Origin of the sequence: Streptomyces sp. NPDC089919 (genome assembly GCF_040684615.1) — a bacterium.
GTDB lineage: Bacteria > Actinomycetota > Actinomycetes > Streptomycetales > Streptomycetaceae > Streptomyces.
Genome location: NZ_JBFBGK010000012.1, coordinates 24,165 through 42,830 on the forward strand (window position 1 = coordinate 24,165; position 18,666 = coordinate 42,830).

Annotated in this window: 15 protein-coding genes; 2 read left to right on the plus strand and 13 right to left on the minus strand. The window is 72.8% G+C overall.

Going from position 1 to position 18,666, the window contains the following annotated elements:
• Positions 1–89: 89 nt before the first annotated feature.
• The 7 genes from AB0O40_RS07855 to AB0O40_RS07885 all read right to left on the minus strand — a co-directional run bounded on the left by AB0O40_RS07855 (position 90) and on the right by AB0O40_RS07885 (position 10,870).
• Complete coding sequence (locus AB0O40_RS07855) at positions 90–1,583, minus strand: FAD-dependent monooxygenase (RefSeq protein ID WP_365036787.1); 1,494 nt, start codon at positions 1,581–1,583, stop codon at positions 90–92.
• Between the two features lie 181 nt (positions 1,584–1,764).
• The gene (locus AB0O40_RS07860) at positions 1,765–2,949 is read right to left on the minus strand and encodes an FAD-dependent monooxygenase (RefSeq protein ID WP_365036789.1); all 1,185 of its coding nucleotides are present in this window, start codon (positions 2,947–2,949) and stop codon (positions 1,765–1,767) included.
• Between the two features lie 194 nt (positions 2,950–3,143).
• Entirely contained in the window at positions 3,144–3,872 is a 729-nt protein-coding gene (locus AB0O40_RS07865) for an SDR family oxidoreductase (RefSeq protein ID WP_365036791.1), read from the minus strand.
• Between the two features lie 19 nt (positions 3,873–3,891).
• Positions 3,892–5,406, minus strand: a complete 1,515-nt coding sequence (locus AB0O40_RS07870; protein ID WP_365036793.1) for an FAD-dependent monooxygenase — start codon at positions 5,404–5,406, stop codon at positions 3,892–3,894.
• Positions 5,403–6,974, minus strand: a complete 1,572-nt coding sequence (locus tag AB0O40_RS07875) for an adenylosuccinate lyase family protein (protein WP_365036795.1) — start codon at positions 6,972–6,974, stop codon at positions 5,403–5,405. Before AB0O40_RS07875 ends, AB0O40_RS07870 begins: the two co-directional genes overlap by 4 nt.
• Positions 6,971–8,995 carry an FAD/NAD(P)-binding protein gene (locus AB0O40_RS07880; RefSeq protein ID WP_365036796.1) on the minus strand — a complete coding sequence of 675 codons (2,025 nt, stop codon included), beginning with the start codon at positions 8,993–8,995 and terminating at the stop codon, positions 6,971–6,973. Before AB0O40_RS07880 ends, AB0O40_RS07875 begins: the two co-directional genes overlap by 4 nt.
• A 336-nt stretch (positions 8,996–9,331) precedes the next feature.
• On the minus strand, positions 9,332–10,870 hold the full coding sequence (locus AB0O40_RS07885) for an MDR family MFS transporter (RefSeq protein WP_365036798.1): 1,539 nt from the start codon (positions 10,868–10,870) through the stop codon (positions 9,332–9,334).
• Between the two features lie 428 nt (positions 10,871–11,298).
• Here AB0O40_RS07885 and AB0O40_RS07890 point away from each other — a divergent pair, with 428 nt between their 5' ends.
• On the plus strand, positions 11,299–12,348 hold the full coding sequence (locus tag AB0O40_RS07890; protein WP_365036800.1) for a ParB N-terminal domain-containing protein: 1,050 nt from the start codon (positions 11,299–11,301) through the stop codon (positions 12,346–12,348).
• Here AB0O40_RS07890 and AB0O40_RS07895 read toward each other — a convergent pair.
• A complete protein-coding gene (locus AB0O40_RS07895; RefSeq protein ID WP_365036802.1) occupies positions 12,329–12,874 on the minus strand; it encodes a DUF6415 family natural product biosynthesis protein in 546 nt (181 codons plus the stop codon). The two genes, AB0O40_RS07890 and AB0O40_RS07895, sit on opposite strands and share 20 nt — an antisense overlap.
• 148 nt (positions 12,875–13,022) lie before the next feature.
• Here AB0O40_RS07895 and AB0O40_RS07900 point away from each other — a divergent pair, with 148 nt between their 5' ends.
• Positions 13,023–14,363: a hypothetical protein gene (locus tag AB0O40_RS07900; RefSeq protein ID WP_365036804.1), complete on the plus strand. Its 1,341-nt coding sequence runs from the start codon at positions 13,023–13,025 to the stop codon at positions 14,361–14,363.
• A gap of 45 nt (positions 14,364–14,408) precedes the next feature.
• Here AB0O40_RS07900 and AB0O40_RS07905 read toward each other — a convergent pair whose 3' ends face one another.
• From AB0O40_RS07905 to AB0O40_RS07925, 5 genes are all read right to left on the minus strand, one after another.
• Positions 14,409–14,726, minus strand: coding sequence for a replication initiation protein, RepL2 (locus AB0O40_RS07905; protein WP_365036806.1), 318 nt, complete (start codon positions 14,724–14,726; stop codon positions 14,409–14,411).
• Positions 14,723–15,223 carry a MarR family transcriptional regulator gene (locus tag AB0O40_RS07910; RefSeq protein WP_365036808.1) on the minus strand — a complete coding sequence of 167 codons (501 nt, stop codon included), beginning with the start codon at positions 15,221–15,223 and terminating at the stop codon, positions 14,723–14,725. Before AB0O40_RS07910 ends, AB0O40_RS07905 begins: the two co-directional genes overlap by 4 nt.
• 823 nt (positions 15,224–16,046) lie before the next feature.
• Complete coding sequence (locus AB0O40_RS07915; RefSeq protein WP_365036810.1) at positions 16,047–16,853, minus strand: response regulator transcription factor; 807 nt, start codon at positions 16,851–16,853, stop codon at positions 16,047–16,049.
• Between the two features lie 144 nt (positions 16,854–16,997).
• Positions 16,998–18,050, minus strand: coding sequence for a C45 family peptidase (locus tag AB0O40_RS07920; RefSeq protein WP_365036812.1), 1,053 nt, complete (start codon positions 18,048–18,050; stop codon positions 16,998–17,000).
• On the minus strand, positions 18,047–18,655 hold the full coding sequence (locus AB0O40_RS07925) for a GNAT family protein (protein ID WP_365036814.1): 609 nt from the start codon (positions 18,653–18,655) through the stop codon (positions 18,047–18,049). Before AB0O40_RS07925 ends, AB0O40_RS07920 begins: the two co-directional genes overlap by 4 nt.
• Between the last annotated feature and the right edge of the window lie 11 nt (positions 18,656–18,666).

Below are 18,666 nucleotides of genomic sequence, written 5' to 3' on the forward strand. Positions count from 1 at the left end.
CTTCCCTTGCGCAAGGGGTAATTGGGGGTGTGGTGCGGGGTAGGCGCCGCCGCGTCGGCCGGCGGCGCCCTCGGTCGCTTCGGGGGTGGCTAGGCGCTGACGCCGGCCCGGGCGGGGCCGAACCAGCGGTCCAGCGCCTCGGCCGGGTCACCGCCGCCGGGGGTGGCCCAGGCGATGTAGCCGTCGGGGCGGACCAGGACGGAGCCGAACGGGATGCTCAGGGCCACCGTGTCCGGGGCGGGCACCCAGGTACCGGTGACCACCTCGACCCGGTCGGCCCAGGCGGCGGCCGCCTCGGCCGGTCCGGCCTCGCCGTCCGTGGTGATGAGCAGGCCCCGGCCGGCGCGCAGCAGCTCGCCGACCCGGGTGCGGGTGCCGTCCGCCAGGTCGATCTCGCGGTCGGGCGACAGGCGGCGGCCGAGCTCGGGGTGCTCGCCGGCGCCCACCTCGTAGCGGATGCCCAGGCCGCTGACCATGCCGGCGAAGTGGGTGGCGGCGTCCTTGTCGGTGACCAGCTCGCGCAGGACCTTGCGGACCGGCTCCATCTCCTCGCCGCTGAGGTAGAGCATGGTCGCCGCGTGGGTGTTGCGCATCAGCTGCTCGCCGAGCGGGTGCCGCTCGTCGTGGTAGCTGTCCAGCAGCGCCTCGGGAGCGGCGCCGGTGGTCACCGCGGCCAGCTTCCAGCCGAGGTTGACCGCGTCCTGGATGCCGGTGGCCAGGCCCCAGCCGGCCAGCGGCGGGGTCTCGTGGGCGGAGTCGCCGGCCAGCAGCACCCGGCCGCGGCGGTACTCGGTGACCAGGGCGGCGCTGTTGTCGAAGGCGGCCATCCAGCGGGTCTCGCCGTGGTGGATGGAGTCGCCGGTCATCCGCTCCCAGGCGTCGGCCACGTCCTTGAAGGTCATGGTCGCGGTGTCCGGGTTGGCCGGCAGGCTGCCGTCGTGGATCAGGATCCGGTAGTACCCGTCGCCCAGCGGGGTGGCGAGGATCATGTGGCCGCCGGGGACGTACTCGCCGGTGGGCCGCGGGCGCACCTGGATGTTGGTCACGTCGGCCATGTACATGCCGCGGGTGGACTCCCAGCCGGTGGTGGCGAAGCCGCCGCGGCTGCGGATGAGGCTCTTGGGTCCGTCGCAGCCGACGAGGTAGCCGGCGCGCTCCTCGACCCGGCCCTCGGGGCCCTCGAAGACGACGCTGACGCCGTCCTCGTCCTCGGTGAAGTCCACCGCGGCGTGGCCCCAGCGGATCTCCACGCCGAGCTCGGTCAGCCACTCGGTGAGCGTGGCCTGGGTCCGCCACTGGGGCAGGCCGAGCACGCCGTTGTGCCGCTCGTCGAGGAAGTCGAGGTCGACGTGGATGCCGCCGAAGTGCCCCTTCTCACCACGCCGGTACTCGCCCAGGCGGGTCAGCAGACCGCGCTGGTCGAGGATCTCGGCGACGCGCTTGGTGAAGCCGAGCGCGCGGGACTCACGGTGTGCGGCGGGCTCCTTGTCGTAAACGACGACGTCTCCGCCGCCGAGTGCGATTTCACCCGCGAGCATCAATCCGACGGGGCCGGCACCGACAACTATGACGCGAGTTTTCAATTTCCCGATCTCCCGTGTGAGGAAAGGCTGCGAGCGGCATCGAGCACCGGTTCAGCGGCCATCATGGCACTCCGATTCGGCGCCCGACAGGACTCATGGGGCTCATTACCTAATTTTGCCGTCAACCATGGCGCCGGACAGGCGGAATTCAAGGCGCCATGGATTTCGATTCAAGGGGAATTCAAGCGGCGACGGAGGATTCCGTGACGGCCGGGGCGTCCCAGTCGATGTGGTGGGTGAACTGCCAGTCGGTGTCTGCCGGCTTGAGGTCGCTGAGCTTGCGCTCGGCCGGGTTGGCCTTGCTGCGGTTGGTGCCGCGGGCCTCCTCGATGATCCGCTCGACCCGGCCGCGGCGCAGTCCCTCGTACGCGACGAAGGCCTCCTGGTACGGCAGGTCGCGCAGGCAGCGGGCCAGCTGCACGCCGCTCTCCATGGCCAGCGAGGCACCCTGGCCGGCGCTGGGGGAGGTGGCGTGGACGGCGTCGCCGGAGAGCACCATGCGGCCCCGGCTCCAGCAGTTGAGGGCCGGCATGGTCTCCAGCGGGCCGGTGATCAGCAGGTCGGCCGCGTCGGTGCGGCGCAGCATCTCCAGGGCCGGCGAGGCGTCGTCGGCGACCGCGGCGGTCAGCTTCTCGAGCCAGTAGGCGTTGCCGGTCTCCATGGCCTCGGCCACGGTCACCAGCTCGGGGTGCGGCAGGTTGATGAACCACTGCGCCTTGGTGTCCGGCGCGACCATGTACCCGAAGGCGGCGACCTTGCCGTAGTACATGTACAGCTTGCCGCCGGTGGGCTCGAAGCCGTCGCCCTGGACGGGGGCGGCGAAGCCGAGCAGGCCGGCGTACTCGGGCTGCGGGGCGTCCGGGTCGATCAGGCCACGGACGGTGGAGCGGATGCCGTCGGCGCCCAGCAGCAGGTCGGCGCTGGCCTCGGTGCCGTCGGCGAAGTACGCGGTGACGCCGTCCGCGGTCTCCACCGCGTCCACCAGCCGCTTGCCGGGGACGGTCTTGATGCCGCGCCGGGTGGCCTCCTCGAAGAGCCGGCGCTGGAGCTCGTCGCGCCGCACCGCCTGCCAGGCGGGCAGGTGGTCCGGGCTGTCGATCTCGCCGAGCGGGGTGCCGTCCGCGGAGTGCAGGAGGGTGCCGCGCATGGGCCGGGCGATCTCCCGGATGGTGTCGCCGGCCCCGATGGCGTCGAGTGCGTCCATTCCGTTCGGGGCCAGCCGGATCTCGCCGCCGATTCCGACGGCGGTGGTTTCCCAGGTCTCGTAGATGGTGGCCTCGATACCGGCCTTCTGCAGGGCCATCGCCGCAGTCGAACCGGCGATGCCGCCCCCGATGACGAGGACAGTGCGGATCTTGGAGGTCATAGACTTCTGCCTTTGCAATGAATTCACCGATTCGGGGTTCGAATTCGGACACCTGAGCACGGGGAATTGACTGGAATTGACGCGTGGACCACGGTGCCGGCACGCTCTCGCGCGTCGGCGGGGATCCGGTGGCGGGGGCCTGACGGACCTGTCCAAGTGCCGCACTGCCTCGGTTGGTCACCGGAGGACGGGCGTCACCAGGGGACCGTTCCGCTGTCGTCCTGGTTGGTCCCGGTGGGCCCGTCAGGGCCCAGGTTGGCCAGCCGCACGGCGATGACCGCACCCTCCTCGACCGTCTGGTGGCCGCGGTGGTTGTTCATGTCGGTGGCCGTGAAGCCCGGGTTCGCCGAGTTGACCTTGATGTTGGTGTCCTTGAGTTCCTTGGCGTGCGCGATGGTGATCGCGTTCACCGCGGTCTTCGAGGACTGGTAGGTGAGCATGTTGTAGCCGCCGAACTCGCCGTGCAGGTCCGCGTTGAGGGCCAGCGAGCCCACCGTCGAGGACATGTTGACGACCCGTCCGGCCTCCGAGCGGCGCAGCAGCGGGATCATGGCGTTGGTCACCGACAGCACGCCGAAGACGTTGGTCTCGTAGACCTCCTTCAGCAGCTCCGGGGTCGCCTGGCTGGGCGGCCCGAAGAAGCCGCCGGTGATCCCGGCGTTGTTGACCAGGATGTCGAGGCGCCCGAACCGCTCCTCGATCTCCTTGGCCACCGCCGCGATCGACTCGGCGTCGGTCACGTCCAGCTGGAGGGGGATCGTCTCGACCCCCCGGGCCGCCAGCTGCTCGGCGGCCCGGCGGCCCCGCTCGAGGTCGCGCGCACCGAGGACGACGGTGGCTCCCTGGACTGCTAACTGCCGGGCGATCTCCAGACCGATTCCTTTGTTCGCCCCGGTGACCAGGGCGATCTTCTGTGCGGACATGGTGGTGCTCCTTGGGTGTTCAGTCGGCGACGGGGACGCCGAACCACCGGGTGAGGGCCTCGGTGAGGCCCTCGGCGCCCGTGCCGGTGGTACCGACCCAGGCGAGGTATCCGTCGGGGCGGACGAGGAGCGCGCTCACACCCCCGAAAAGTCCCTCGGCGCCGCCCGCCGGGCGGGCCGAGACGGTGTCGACCCGACCGGCCCAGCGGGCGGCCGCGGCGCGCACCTGCGCGTCGCCGGTCAGGTCCAGGACGAAGGGGCGGGCCGGGTGCAGCAGCGCGAAGGTGCTGCTGGTGCCGTCCTCGCCGGCGGCGCCGTCCCGGCCGGCGACCTCGGTCAGTTCGGCGTCCGGGAGCCGGCGGCCCAGCAGCGGGTGCTCCCCGGGGCCGGTCTCGTAGCGGATGTCCAGCCCCGTGATCATGTCGATGAGGTGCTTGCGCACCGCCGGGAACTGCGCCAGCTCGCCGAAGAGGTCGCGCATCGGCTGCATCTCGGAGCCGGAGATGTAGAGCATCCGCTGGGTGAGGGTGTTGGTGATGACCCGCTCGCCGACCGGGTGCCGCTCGGAGTGGTACGTGTCCAGCAGGTCCGCCGGGGCGGTGCCGTGGATCGCGGCGGCCAGCTTCCAGCCGAGGTTGACGGCGTCCTGCACGCCCGCGCTCATGCCCTGCCCGCCGATGGGCAGGTGGATGTGGGCGGCGTCGCCGGCCAGGAAGACCCGGCCGCGCCGGTACTCGGCGGCCTGCCGGGTGGCGTCGGTGAACTTGCCGATCCAGCGGGGGGTGCCGTGGCTGATGTCCTCGCCGGTGAGCCGCTTCCAGGTGTCGCTGACCTCCTCGAAGGAGGGCGTCTCGTCGGCCTTGCGGGGCACCAGGTGGCGGTCGTAGTAGGTGACGCGGAAGATGTCCGGGCCCTGCTGGAAGGCCAGGACCAGGCCGTCCTCGCTGCGCTCGCCGTTGGGCCGCGGGCGCACCTGGACGCCGACGACCTCGGCGAAGTCCAGCTCGATGGCCGCGTCGTGGCCGGGGAAGCCGATGCCGGTCCGCTTGCGGATGGTGCTGCGGGCGCCGTCGCAGCCCACCAGGTACTTCGCGGTCAGCCGGGCCGGGCCCTCGGGGCCGGTCACCTCCACCGCCACCCGCTCCTCGCCGTCCTCGAGGTCGGTGACCTCCCAGCCGCGGCGCACCGGGGCGCCCAGCTCGTCGGCCCAGGCGTTGAGCACCGCGACGGTCAGCGACTGGGGCACGCCCTTGGCGCCGTACGAGCTGTCCGGGACCTCGGTGAAGTCCATCGGCACGCCGCCGAAGTGGCCGTACTGGATGGTGTCGAAGCCGCCGAAGCGGGGCAGCAGGCCGCGCTGGTCGAAGGTCTCGATGGTGCGCGAGGTGAAGCCCAGGGCGCGCGACTGGTCGGTCGGCTCGGTGGACTTCTCCAGCACGAGGCATTCGACCCCGGCCAGTCGCAGTTCGCAGGCCAGCATGAGCCCCACGGGGCCGGCTCCCACGATGATGACGTCGGTGTCCGTCTGGCTCATGTCCCTGTCGCCCCTTGGTAGTCAACGGTGGTGTCGCGGCTCTCGCCCGGCGCCGGTCGCCCGGTCGCCTTCCGGTCTACCGGCCCCCGATCGACCGGCACTCGACCGCCCGTCCTCCGGTCGGCGAGATTCCGGTCATCGGCCGCGCCGGCGGCCGGCCGGTGGCCGGAAAGCGCCCGGTCGACCAGTGCGCCGGCCATGCCGGTGTAGCCGGCCGGGTCCAGCAGCGCGGCCAGTTCGGCCGGGGTGAGGACACCGGCCAGCTCGGGCCGGGCCGCCAGGACGTCCGCGAGCGGACGGCCGGTGCGGTCGGCCTCGACGGAGGCCCGGCCCAGCAGGTCCTTGGCCTCGGCCTTGCCGAGGCGGGGGGCCAGTACCGCCGAGACCCGCTCGGAGGCGATCTGGCCGGCGGTGGCGGCCAGGTTGGCGCGCATCCGCCCGGGGTGCACGGCCAGGCCCCGGGCCAGTTCGAGGGCGGTGTGCGCGGCCCCGCCGGTCAGCCGCAGGCACTCGCGCAGCGGCTGCCATTCGGAGTGCCACACGCCCGCGGACCGCTCGTCCTCGGTGACCAGGCAGGCGGCCAGGACGGCGGCCAGCGCGGGCACCTGGAGGGCGGCCGAGCGGATCATCGTGGCCAGCACCGGGTTGCGCTTGTGCGGCATCGCGGAGGAGGCGCCCCGGCCGCTCACCGCCGGCTCGGCCACCTCGCCGGTCTCGGTGCGGGTCAGCGCCAGCACGTCCGCGGCGATCTTGCCGAGCGCGCCGGTGGTGTGCGCCAGGGCGGCGCCCAGGTCGGCGATCGGGGTGCGCAGCGCGTGCCAGGGCAGGACGGGCTCGGCCAGGCCGGTCTCGCGCGCGAAGCCGGCGAGCAGGTCGGGCAGCACCTTCGCGGGGTCCGCGTCCTGGCCGGCGTACTGGAGGTAGCCGGCGAGGGTGCCGGCCGCGCCGCCCAGGGAGACCGGCAGTTCGACCCGCTCGAGGCGGTCGGCGGCCTCCAGGACCAGCTGGCGCCAGCCGGCCGCCTTGAGGCCGAAGGTGACGGGTACGGCGTGCAGGGCCAGGGTGCGGCCGGCCATGACGGTGTCCCGGTGGGCGGCGGCCAGCGGGGCCAGCGCCTCGGCGGTGGCCCGCAGGTCGGCGGTGATCAGCCGCAGCGCCCGGGCGGCGACCAGCATCGCGCCGGTGTCGAGGATGTCCTGGCTGGTGGAGCCGCGGTGCACGTACTCGGCGTGGTCGGGCGAGCGGTCGGCGACCACCGCGGTGAGGGCCTTGACCAGGCCGACCACCGGGTTGGCCGTCTCGCGGGCGGCCAGCGCCAGGGCCCGGACGTCCAGCAGCTCGGCGCGGGCCGCGGCCGTGACGGCCGCCGCGGCGGCGGCCGGGACGGTGCCGCAGCCCGCCTGGGCGCGCACCAGCGCGGCCTCGGCGTCCAGCATCGCCTGGAGCCAGGCGGGGTCGCCGACGGCCGCCTCGACGGGGGTGCCGGCGCGTACCGGGGAGAGCAGCCCGGCGTCCGCGTACCCGGGGGCGGGCGCCGCGGCGGCGGCGCCCTCCTGCGGGAGCGTCATGCGGCCGCCCCCGTGCCGGCGCCGGCGCTGCCGCCCAGGGCGGCGCGCTCGCGGCGGGCCGTCAGCTCCCCGGCGGTGGCCGGGACCCGCGGCAGGGCGAGGACGGCGGCCGCGATGGCGTCGGAGTCCTCCAGGGTGACCGAGCCGACCCCGGGCCGGATGCCGGCCGCGGTGACCCAGTGCACGGACTCGGTGGGCACCCCGTACGCGAACCGGCGCGGGTGCGCCACGCCCTGCGCGTCGAGCAGGTGGTACGGCCGCTCGGAGACGGCCAGGCCGCCGGTCTCGTGGTCGGCCGCGCCGCCGGTGCCGGGGATCCGGTAGCTGCGGGCCTGGCCCGAACGCAGCAGCCGGGCCATCAGCGGGTCGGAGGTGCGGCGCAGGTCGATCTCCGGCAGCCGGGCCTCGATCAGCACGGTGGCGCGCACCGTCAGCCCCGCTATCTCGGTGGAGACGCCGGTGAAGCAGGCGCCTTCGGGGTGCTCCGGGTCGGCGCTGATCCGCAGGCCGGGGCCGGTCACCTCCAGGACGCCCGCGTCGATCAGGGCGGCCATCTCCTCGATGCGGGAGGCCGGCGGGCCGATGGAGAGGTAGGCGTTGAGCGGGGTGTACCACTCGTCGAGCTCCACGCGGTGCGAGTCCGCGTCGAGGCCGCCGTGGTCGATGGCCAGGCGCAGTTCGTTGCGCAGGTCGCGCAGCAGGTCCAGGGCGGCCTTGAAGGGGCCCGAGACGTTGCCCTGGCGGGCCCGGCGGACGTCCTCGTCGAGGTAGTCGCGCAGCCAGGTGCGGAACTCGGCCAGGTCGCGGAAGACCCGCTCGCCGTAGGGGCGGGCGACGGTGTCCCAGTCCCAGCGCTCGTCCTCGCCGACCCCGGCGGCGGCCAGCAGCTCCTCCTCCGCGTCGGCGTCGGCGGCCAGGAAGCCCTCGGCGAAGCGCGCGAGGTCCGCGGGGGCGGTGCGGGGGGCCAGCAGCGTCTCGTAGTAGACGCAGCGGACCTCCTTGGAGATCAGCGGCCACAGTTCGGTGCCGAAGCCGATGCCCCGGCCGGCGGCGCCCTCGCGCAGCCCGGCGATGTACTCGGCGGTCAGCAGGCGGGGGAAGTAGCGGCCGTGGGCGCCCTTCTCGTTGTCGCCGCGGGCCTGGTACGGCACGCCGCGCCGGGAGCTGGCGTACAGGCGCGGCTCGCGGCCCGAGGGCCGGTAGACCAGGCCGCCGGCCACGCGCTCGAAGACCCCGCCGCGGGCGTGCGTGAAGAGGGCCATGTAGTCGAAGAAGTTGAGCCCCAGGCCGCGCAGCAGCACGCTCTCGCCCGGCGCGATGCCGCTCAGGTCCACGTCGGCCGGGTTGGCCGGGGCGATGTACCTCAGGCCCTGGCGCTCCGCGTAGCCGGTCAGTTCCCGCTCGGTGTCGGTCAGGTGCACCTGGACGTGGCCCTGGGCGAGGACCACGGCCGACAGGCCGGTGAGCCGGGTGCCGTCCTCGAGGACCACGCTCTGGGGGCCGGCGCCGCCCAGCTCCTCGTCCTCGTCCTCGACGGCGACCGCGCGCACAGGGTGCACGACGACCTCGGTGTGCCCGGCCGCGTTGGCGGTGACCTGCTGGAACACCCAGTGCAGGTACTGGCCGTACAGGGCGCGGGTGGGGTAGGTGTCCGGTCCCAGGTCGCGGGCCTCGGCCAGGGTCTCGTCGTCGTACGCCGCGCCGGAGCCGGAGCCCAGGGCGCTGGGGCCCAGCGCCTTGGCCCACTGGTACAGGCTCGGCCCCTCCTCCAGCGGTCCGTCGATGCTCACGCTGGCGTCGGTGTACACGGTGACCTGCGAGGCGACCGTGTTCATGAGGAGGTGGCGGGACTGGCTGGGGCGCCACACCCGTCCGGAGCCCGGCGGGTCGGGCTCGACCACGTGCACGGTCAGCCGGTCCCAGCGGGGCGACTTCCGCTCCTGGGCGCACAGCCGCTCCAGCACCGACAGCCCGCGCGGTCCGGCGCCGACCAGGCACACTTCCATACGTCCGCTGCTCACTAGGACACTCCGCTCGGCAGACGGGGACGCCTGGGCGGCCGGCGTCCCGTGCCGGCAGCGCCGGGGTCTCCGGCAGCGTCCCCGAAGTCTTGGTGGATTCCCGGTGTGCCGGGCGGCACAGCGCGGCGGCGTCGGCGGCGGCCCCCACGGGGTGCGGCGGGGACGCCGACTCTCGCCCCGCGCATGACGGCCACTGGGGTCTCCTTCTCGGGCTACGTTCGGCGGCCGCACTCAACCCGGACTGGGCTCTTGCTGGAGCACCGGCCCGACGGCCGGCGGCGGCCGCGAAAAAGGCGCCCCCCGTGCGGGGGGCGCCTTCTCGGGGGTGACCTCTGGTCAGTGCAGGCTCTCCAGCGAGGGGCCGCTGCTCTGGCGCAGCGCCACCTGCTTGACGAAGAGCCCGGCCGCCAGCGCCACCAGGGCGGCGACCGCACCGACCAGGAAGGCCGTGTGGGTGCCGGCGGCGGTGGCGTGCCGGTAGGCCTCGCGGACCGGGGCGGACATCTTCGCCAGGCTGTCGGCGTCCACCCGGGCGGTCTCCAGGTTGACCGAGGCGCCGCTCTGGCCGCCCATCGCGTCCTTCACCTCGCGGTTGAAGAGCGAGCCCATGACGGCCACGCCGATCGAACCGCCCAGCATCCGGAAGGTCATGACCGAGGCCGAGGCCACGCCCATGTCCTTCATCTCCACGCTGTTCTGGATGATCACCATGACGAGCTGGAGCACGCAGCCGAGGCCGGCGCCGAAGACCGCCATGTAGACGCCCGACTCGAACTGCGAGGTGCCGGAGTCCATCTCGGAGAGCAGGTACATGCCGATGGCCATCAGCACGCCCGCCAGGACCGGGTAGATCCGGTAGCGGCCGTTGCTGGTGGTGACCTTGCCGATGATGGAGGAGACGATGATCATCGTGCCGAGCATCGGCATCAGCAGCAGGCCGGAGTTGGTGGCGTTGACGCCCTGCACGGTCTGCTGGAAGAGCGGCAGGTAGAGGACCGCGCCGAACATCACGAAGCCGATCACCGTGCCGATGACCGCCATCAGCGAGTAGTTGCGGTTGCGGAAGATGTACAGCGGCATGATCGGCTCGGCCGCCCTGGTCTCCCAGAAGACGAAGCCGGCCAGGACCACCACGCCCGCGGCGCCCAGGCCCAGGATCTGGCCCGAGCCCCAGGCGTACTCGTTGCCGCCCCAGGTCGTGGTCAGGACGAGGGCGGTGATGCCGCCGGTGAGCAGGGCCGCGCCCAGATAGTCGACCCGGGCCTTGGCCTTCCGCTTGGGCAGGTGCAGCATCGTGCTGATCATCGCGAGGGCGGCCAGGCCCAGCGGGATGTTGATGTAGAACGCCCAGCGCCAGCCCATGTGGTCGGTGATCGCCCCGCCGACGGTCGGGCCGCCGATCATCGCCACCGCCATCAGGCTGGCCATCATGCCCTGGTACTTGCCCTGCTCGCGCGGGGGCACCAGGTCACCCATGATCGACAGCACGCCGGCGTAGATGCCGCCCGCGCCCAGGCCCTGGAGGACCCGGAAGCCGATCAGCTGGTTCATGTCCTGGGCCATGCCGCTGAGGGCGGAGCCGATCAGGAAGATGACGATCGCGGCCATGAAGATGTTCTTGCGGCCGTACATGTCCCCGAGCTTGCCCCAGATGGGCGTGGCGGCCGCCGTGGCGAGGGAGTACGCGGTGACCACCCACGACAGGTGCTCGAAACCGCCGAGATCGCTGACGACGGTGGGCATGGCCGTGCCCACGATCATGTTGTCCATCTGAGCGAGCAGCATCGCGATCAAGAGCGGGAGCATCAAGAGACGGACGCTGAACTGGCGCACCCCCTCCTGCGGCTTGCTCACCGCCTCTGCGGTAGTCGCCACTATCGCTCCCCCTTCAACCAAGTTCGCACAACTCGCGGACAGTTCAAGCTTCAGTCCAACAGGGGGGACTCGCGTCTCGCTCGCGGCGGCGGCAAAGCGCTGGCCGCGGGGCCGGCGTCAGCCGTGCGTCAGCGGCACGTCAGCGCGACTTGACAAGGTCCGTGGCGGGCCCGTTTCAGCCCGCCAGCCTCGGTCGTGTCCGCAAAGTCCCGCCTGCCCCGCGACGCCTGGCACCGCACCTCGCTGCGTTGTCGGGCACGCCCAAGTACGTCCAGTAATCGGGCGACCCTCCGCCTTGCGATGCACGGCACCTGGGGGCACCTCCCAGCGGTAGCTGGGGGAGTCGCGGGGCCCGCCCTTCGGGCGGACGGCGGTACTTTGCGGACACGACCGGGCTGCCCGACCGCTTGTGTCAACGAGGAGCCGCGGTGCTTGCCAACCAGGTTCTGGGCATACCCCACGACAACAGCTCGGAGCGGCTGCTCGCACTGCGCGACGCGGTCCTGCGCGAGGCACCCGTCGAGCAGGTGCTGATCGCCGACCTCACCGTGTCCTTCACGCCGCGTACGGCCGGGGTGGACGGCGAGTGGGCGCTGACCCTCGCCGGCCTGGAGACCCGGTTGCCGCCGATCGTGGTGCACCGGCCGACCATGACCGTCATCGACGGCCTGCACCGGCTGCGGGCCGCCGCCCTCAAGGGCCGCGAGACCATCGAGGCCCGCTACTTCGACGGCACCAGGGAGGACGCGGCCCTGCTCGCCGTCGCGATGAACGTGACGCAGGGCCGGCCGCTGTCCCAGGCCGACCGCTTCGCCGCGGCGGAGCGGATCGTCACCGCCCGGCCGCACTGGTCGGACCGGGCGATCGCGGTGGTCGCCGGGCTCTCCGCCAAGAAGGTCTCCGAGATCCGGCTGGGCACCCAGGGGCTGCCGCACTGCGAACGCCGGGTCGGCCTGGACGGCCGGGCCCGGCCGCTGAGCACCGCGCAGGGCCGCGAGCTCGCCGGCCAGCTGCTGCGCAGCGACCCCAAGGCCTCGCTGCGCACCATCGCCCGGCAGGCCGGCATCTCCCCGGCGACCGTGGCCGACGTACGCGACCGGCTGCTGCGCGGGGACGACCCGGTACCGCCGCGCCAGCGGGGGGCGGCACCGGCCGCGCCGCGCGAGGAGGAGGACGCCCGGACCGGCGCGGAATCCCGCTCCCCCGGCGAACTCTTCATGATCTTCGACGCACTGCGCCGGGACCCGTCCCTGCGCCTCAACGAGGTCGGCCGCTCCATCCTGCGCATGCTCGACGCCTGCCAGCAGCTGGCCCGCGACCGCCAGCGCATCATCGCCAACCTCCCGCCCCACTGCACGGGCCAGATGGCCGAACTCATGAGCGGCCACGCCGAACTCTGGCAACTCTTCGCCGAAGAACTCCGCGCCGCCGAATCCCACCACTCAACGGCCTTGCCGCCTACGGAACGGGGCTGGTAGCGGCCGCGGCGTAGGCGTCCCGCCAGCGGGCCAGGAAGCCGGGCGCCGCGTCGACGTCGTAGGTGTCGGCGACCCGGGCCCGCCAGTCGGCCTCGAACTCCGCCAGGAGCTGCGGTGCGTGGGCCGCGATGGCGGCCCGCAGGGCGGGTACCCCGGTGCCGGGCACCGGCCGGACGTCGGGCTGGGCGGGACCACTGCCCGCCACCGCCCCCGGCCGGGGGACCGGAAGGCCGAGGGCCTGGTGGAAGGTGCGGACGGTGCGGGCGACGCCGCGGCAGAAGTTCCAGCTGCCCAGCGCCTCGTCGGCCGGGCCGCGGCCGGTGAGGGTGCGCCAGTCCTTCAGCGCTCCCCGGAGCCGGTCGTCCGGCTCCAGCCCGGCCACCGCCGGCAGCAGCCCGCCGCCGTACCGCAACAGCGCGTCCGTCAGCCCCACGATCGCCTCCGCCCCCGGCTTCTGCCCGTACGGCACCAACGCCCTGGCCACGAGCGCCACCCCTTCGGCCCCCTCGCCACCGGTCGTGCTCATACCTGTGCTCTCCTGCCTCTCGGACGTGCGCCCGCGTCCCCGCCCGGATACGGGTGCTTGCGAAGAGGTAACCGCACGATCACCCTCCGCGAGTACCGTGGAGAGGTCGGAACTCCATGCATGCCATGCACACCGCCGGGAGTTGCTCATGGCACGACGCACGCCTGCGCCCAACCACGGCTTGGCCGCTCTTCTCGAGCAGGCCCGTTGGTCGCGCAGCCAGCTCGCCTCGATCGTCAACCGGATCGGCGCCGAGGCCGGGCTGGCCCTGATGTACGGTCAGCCGGCTGTCTCCCAGTGGGTCGCCGGGCACCAGCCGCGGCCGCAGGTCAGAGCCCTCGTGATCGAGGCCTTCGAGCGGAAGCTGAAGCGGCCGGTCACCTTCGCCGAGGCCGGGTTCGCCGAGCCGCCGGGCCAGGAGGCGGACAGCGTGCGGGAGCTGGTGGACCTCGGGCGGGCCGACATGGACCCGGCCCGCCGCCGGGTGATCGCTGCGGGGGTGTTCGCCGCCGCACTGGCCGTACCGCTCTTCCCGGGCCTCGCCCGGGCCGACGGGCCGGAGCCGGTCCGCCCGGGGAAGGCCACCACCCGGGTCGGACAGGGGCAGGTAGCGGCCGTGCGGTCGATGACGGACCGGATCGCCGACATCCTCGACGAACTCGGCGCCGGGCACGCCCGGCCGATGGCCGCCGCGTTCCTCGTCAACACGGTCGGGCCGTGGCTGAAGGCCGAGGCGGCAGCCCCCGTCCGCCGGAGCCTGCTGGCCGCGGCGGCCGACCTCGTCTACCTGACCGGCTGGATGGCCATGTACGAGCGGGAGCACCGGCTCGGCCAGCAGTACTACGTCTCCGCCCTCAAGCTGGCCGGTGAGGCCGAGGACCACCTCACGTACTGCCGCACCCTGCGCGGCATGTCGCTGCAGGCCTCGAACCTCGGCTACGGCCGACGCGCCCTGCAACTCGCAGACTCCGCCGCCGAGGCCGCACCCGCCGCCGGGCCCCGGCTGGTCGCCTTCCTCCGCGGCCAGCAGGCGCACGGCGCGGCCATGGTCGGCGACCGCCGCCAGGCCTTCACGCGCCTGCGCGAGGCCGAGGGCGCCCTGTCCCGCGCCGACGACCGGCGCGACTCGATCGGCGGCTACGACCGGACGGCGTACCTGTTCCACGTCGCGCACGTCCAGAACGAGACGAAGGACGTGACGGGCTCGGTGCGGACCCTGCGCGAGTCCATCCGCCTCCAGGTCCCACAGGAAAGGCAGGGCCGCCTGCACGCGTACGGCGTGCTGGCCCAGCGCCAGCTCTCCCTCGGCCACGTCGAGGCGGCCTGCGAGTCCTGGGGCCGCTTCCTCGACGAGTACGAAGGCCTGTCCTCCGCCCGCGGCGACGAACACTTCGACCTGATGCTCCGCCGCCTGAAGCCACACGCCCGCGTACCCGCCGTCCGAACCCTCGGCACCAGAGCCCGCCGGGTGGCGTCCCTCAAGGGGTAGCAGACGCCGAGCTCTACGGCTCGGGTCCCGTTGCAGCGCCCGGCATCACGCGGGCTGCAGTGGAACGACGTTGGACACGGGCCCGTCGGCCTTCGCGGTGAGCCGGTAGTAGCGCACGTTCCCGATGCGGGCGTTCTCGTCCTCCCGGAGCCAGCCGGCCCTGACGAGCTCCAGGCGGACGCGCGAGTACATCTGCGGCGCCATGCCGATGTCGGCGGCGAGGTCCTGGCCTTTCCTGCGGACGGTTCCGCCAGGGTCCTGGACCTCCGCCGCGTACTGCATGACGACCAGGCGTTGGCTGGGGGTGAGTTCCCTGGTGATGCGGAGCATGGCGATGACGCTCTCGCCTCGGTCCATGTTCACGCCGACTCCCGGTGTTCCATGGGACGGATCGTAGGGGCCGCGACGTCCTCGGGCACTGGGGCGGCGCCCGGGTCCACGTCGCCGTTGCAGAAGCCCGGAATGACCGGCGGCCGCCACGCCTTGATGACTTCTCGCTGCTGCCGGCCCGGCCCGTGTCCGCCGAGGAAGGGATTGACGGCGTAGAAGCGGGTGCGCCCGACACTCCCCCGCGCTCCGAGTATCCGGTGCGCCGTCAGCTTGGCGACGATCTTCTGCAGTGCCTTGGCGTTCAGCCCCAGCCGCTCGGCTATCCGAGCCTGGGTCTCCTCGACCGGCTCACCGTGGCCCGTCGACTGCGTGAGGTACCAGCAGGCGACCTGCTTGTCAGCGGCGGTGAAGGAGGGGCATTCCAGGAAGGCCCCCACGTAGGTCTGCGACAGCGTGCTGTGCCGGCCACCGTACGCGTAGGGGGCGGTGGGGCGTTGGCCTCCGGGCTCGCCCTGGGTGGCACCGCTCATCTACGGCTGTCTTCCGGCACGCTCGACACCCCCGCCTGAATGCACAGAATGTTTAGTCAACGTACCTCGGCAGGGGTGACGAATCCACTCTGAGTGCATACCCGAACGAGCTACGTGACTTTTCAGGAGGATCGTCGTGCAAGATGCACTTCTAGTTGAGTCGTCACCGCCCTGGAGCGGTGTTTCACCGCCCTAGGGCGGTGATAGGAAAGGCCATCTCCGCAGGTCGGGACCCGGATCGCCGTGTCCCCCTCTTAAGAAGGAAAACGCACTGTCCGTGCCGGGCTCGGGCCACCCGGTGGTTTCCCGCCGCTGGAAGCTGCCAGACCGCGGTTCATCCGAAGGGCGGCAAGCAGCAGTGACACCACAGCGGCGACGGCTGCTGAAGGCCGTCGAGGGGCCGCAGGGGCCGTGGTGTCCTCGCGCCCCGGGGGCGCTGCGGCCCCCCGTCGGGGCCTGATCCCCAGCTGGCGGCAGCCGGACCGTCCTGGGCTGCAACTGATCAGCGTGGCCGGGGCCGGTGGGTGGTCGGCGTGCCTCCGGTCACCGGGTACCGCAGGGCAGGCATCGATGGGGCGGGCGTGTTGTGGCCGAGGTCGGGGAGGAGCGGGCACTCGGTCGGCTGACGCGGACAGCGGAGCAATGCTCCGGACGACGGCGGGGCCGACAGCAGCGCTCAGCCCGGTGGGCCGCCCGGTCCGGCAGGCCGATCAGGGGCAGCCGGGCGCGGCACCACGCCGGAGAGCCGGACCCGGGCCGCGCAGCACGAAGCCGCACCGCCCCCTGCGGGACCGTGCGGCTTCGGCACAAAAAAGAGGGCCCCTTACGCCATGCCCAGTTTGAAGCCCACGCCGCGGATCGTGATGACCCAGGCGCTGTCGCCGAGTTTGCCGCGGAGGCTGGAGACGTGGGTGTCGACGGTGCGGCGGGACCAGGAGTTGCCCCAGACCTGCTGGAGGAGCTGCTTGCGGGGGACGACCGCGTCCGGGTGGGAGGCCAGCAGGCACAGGAGGTCGAACTCCTTGCGGGTCAGCGCGACCTCCTCGCCGCCCACCGTCACCTCGCGGGAGCTGACGTCGATGTGCAGCCGGCCGTGCCGGATCTCCTGGGCGGCGGCCGGCTGCCACTGGGCGCGCCGCATCACCGCCTCGATGCGGGCCATCAGCTCGCGCAGCCCGTACGGCTTGGTCACGTAGTCGTCGGCGCCCGCCTGGAGGCCCAGGACGCAGTCCAGTTCGGACTGGCGGGCGGTGACGATGATGACCGGCACCCGGCTGACCGCGCGGATCGCCCGGCAGACCTCGAGTCCGTCGAGGTCGGGCAGTTCCAGGTCGAGCAGGACCAGGTCCACGTCCTCGTACGCCTGGAGGGCCGCGCTGCCGCGCTTGACCCCGATGGATTCGTGGCCGTGCCGGCGCAGCTGGGTGACCAGGGAGTCGGCCATGTCCGCCTCCCCGTCCACGACCAGGATGCGCCGGCCCGCCGGCACCGAGGCGGTGCGGACCGGAACGCCCGGCGACCCGCCCGGCACCCCGTCCTTGACCAGCCGGATCGGGTGCGGGGCGGGTGGGACGGATATCGGGACGGATATATGGGGCTCGAGCAGCGCCTGCGACGGAATCTGAGTCATGCCTCCCCCGTGAGTCCTGCACGCCCGGTCGTCGGCACCGGGGGCGTGCGTCGGCGGGACCTGGCGTGCACCCCGGTCGGACCGGACCGGGGCGCGTCCCAGCGACGAAGCTACCCACCGGCGGTCGAGTCCTGATGCAGCGTCCTAGACGGTGAACACCTTCGTGTCCGACAGGGAGGGGTCCCCGGGCCGCAGGTGCAGCTCGCCGGCGACCGGGAGGAGGACCGCGGCGGCGACCGTGCGCTCCATCCGGATGTTCCCGTCGTCCGGGATGCACAGCGGGGGTTTGCACAGCACGTCGAAGTGCTCCTCGGCGCCCGCCTGTATGGGCAGGGCGGCCAGCCCGGTGGCCGCGGCCTCCAGCCGGGCGTCGGAGGAGATCCGGTCGAAGGGCGTCTGCCGGTCCTGGCCGGTGAAGTCCGGGTGCAGGTAGTGGTTGGTGTGGGCGGCCCGCTGGGTGCGGGGCTCGGTGACGCGCAGCTCGGTGCCCTGCGCCTCGACGAACACCACCCGGTCGCGGTCGCACATGATCAGGTTCCGGGAGCTGGACAGCCTCAGCCCGGCCAGCACCTCCAGCGCCTCCCCCACGTCCTTCGCACTGTCCAGGAGGTGGCGCAGCGCCATGTACGGCGGGACGCCCGGGCGCCAGATCCCGTCGGTGACGAGGTTCAAGCCGATCGCGAGCCCGTCACTGTTGAGCCCCATGAATCCCAGGAGTCCGGCGAAGCTGAGCACCAGCACCCGGCGCGGCGAGCCGTCCTTGGCCACCCGCAGCACGTTGATGTGGGTGTCGAGGTTGCCGGGCTGGTCGACGGTCTGGGCCAGCACCGGCACGCACTTGGGGCAGGTACGGGCGTACGAGGAGCAGTCGCCGGTGGCGGGCACGCCCGTGTACCCCAGGACCTCGCGGCGCAGCTGGAGCAGCCAGCCCTCGTCCTCGGTGAGCCCGGCGCCCTCCGCAAGGCCGGTCACCTCCTCGGCGAGGTCGGGCAGGGCGGCGCGGACCTCGGCCCGGTAGACCTCGATCGAGGGCCGCAGCCCGGCCAGGGTCAGCGGCTGGTCGCTGAGGTGGTTGAGCCGGGCCAGGCCGTCGTCCAGGAACTCCCGCAGGGGCCCCGCGAGGGCCGCGCCGTGGGCGCGGCCGAGCTCGCGGGGCGTGCCGGCCAGCTGGACGAGCCCGCTGGGGTGGACTCTCATGCCGAGGCCGTCTTCGGCTTCGGACCCTCCAGGAGCAGCTTCTCGACCTGGGGCCACTCGGCGCGCAGGATGCTGTAGAAGACCGCGTCGCGGCGGCGGCCGCCGGGCATGTAGTTGAAGCTGCGCAGCACGCCTTCCTCGGTGGCGCCGATGTTGGCGAGCCCCTTGCGGGCCTGGAGGTTGAGGACGTCGGTCTTGAACTCGACGCGCTCCGCCTCCAGGGTCTCGAAGGCGTGCTTGAGCAGGGCGTACTTGGCCCAGTGGTTGACGCCCTGGCCGCGGAAGTCCTTGCCGAGCCAGGAGGCGCCGATCTCGAGGCGGCGGTCCTTCTCGGCGAAGCTCAGCAGGCTCATGCTGCCCGCGACCTTGCCGGTCTTGCGGTCGCGGATCACGTACACGGCGCGGCGGCCGGCCCGGTGCTCGGCGAGGTTCGAGTCGAAGAACTTCTCGAAGTCCGCGTCGTCCCCGACGGTGACGGTGAAGTAGCGCCAGATGTCGGGGTCCATGGCGACGGCGCGGATGTCCTCGCGGTCGGGCGCGCTGAGCGGGGTCAGCATCACGTGGTCGTTCTTCAGGAAGGTGGCGGCGTTCTCGGCCCAGCTCATGATCTGACTCC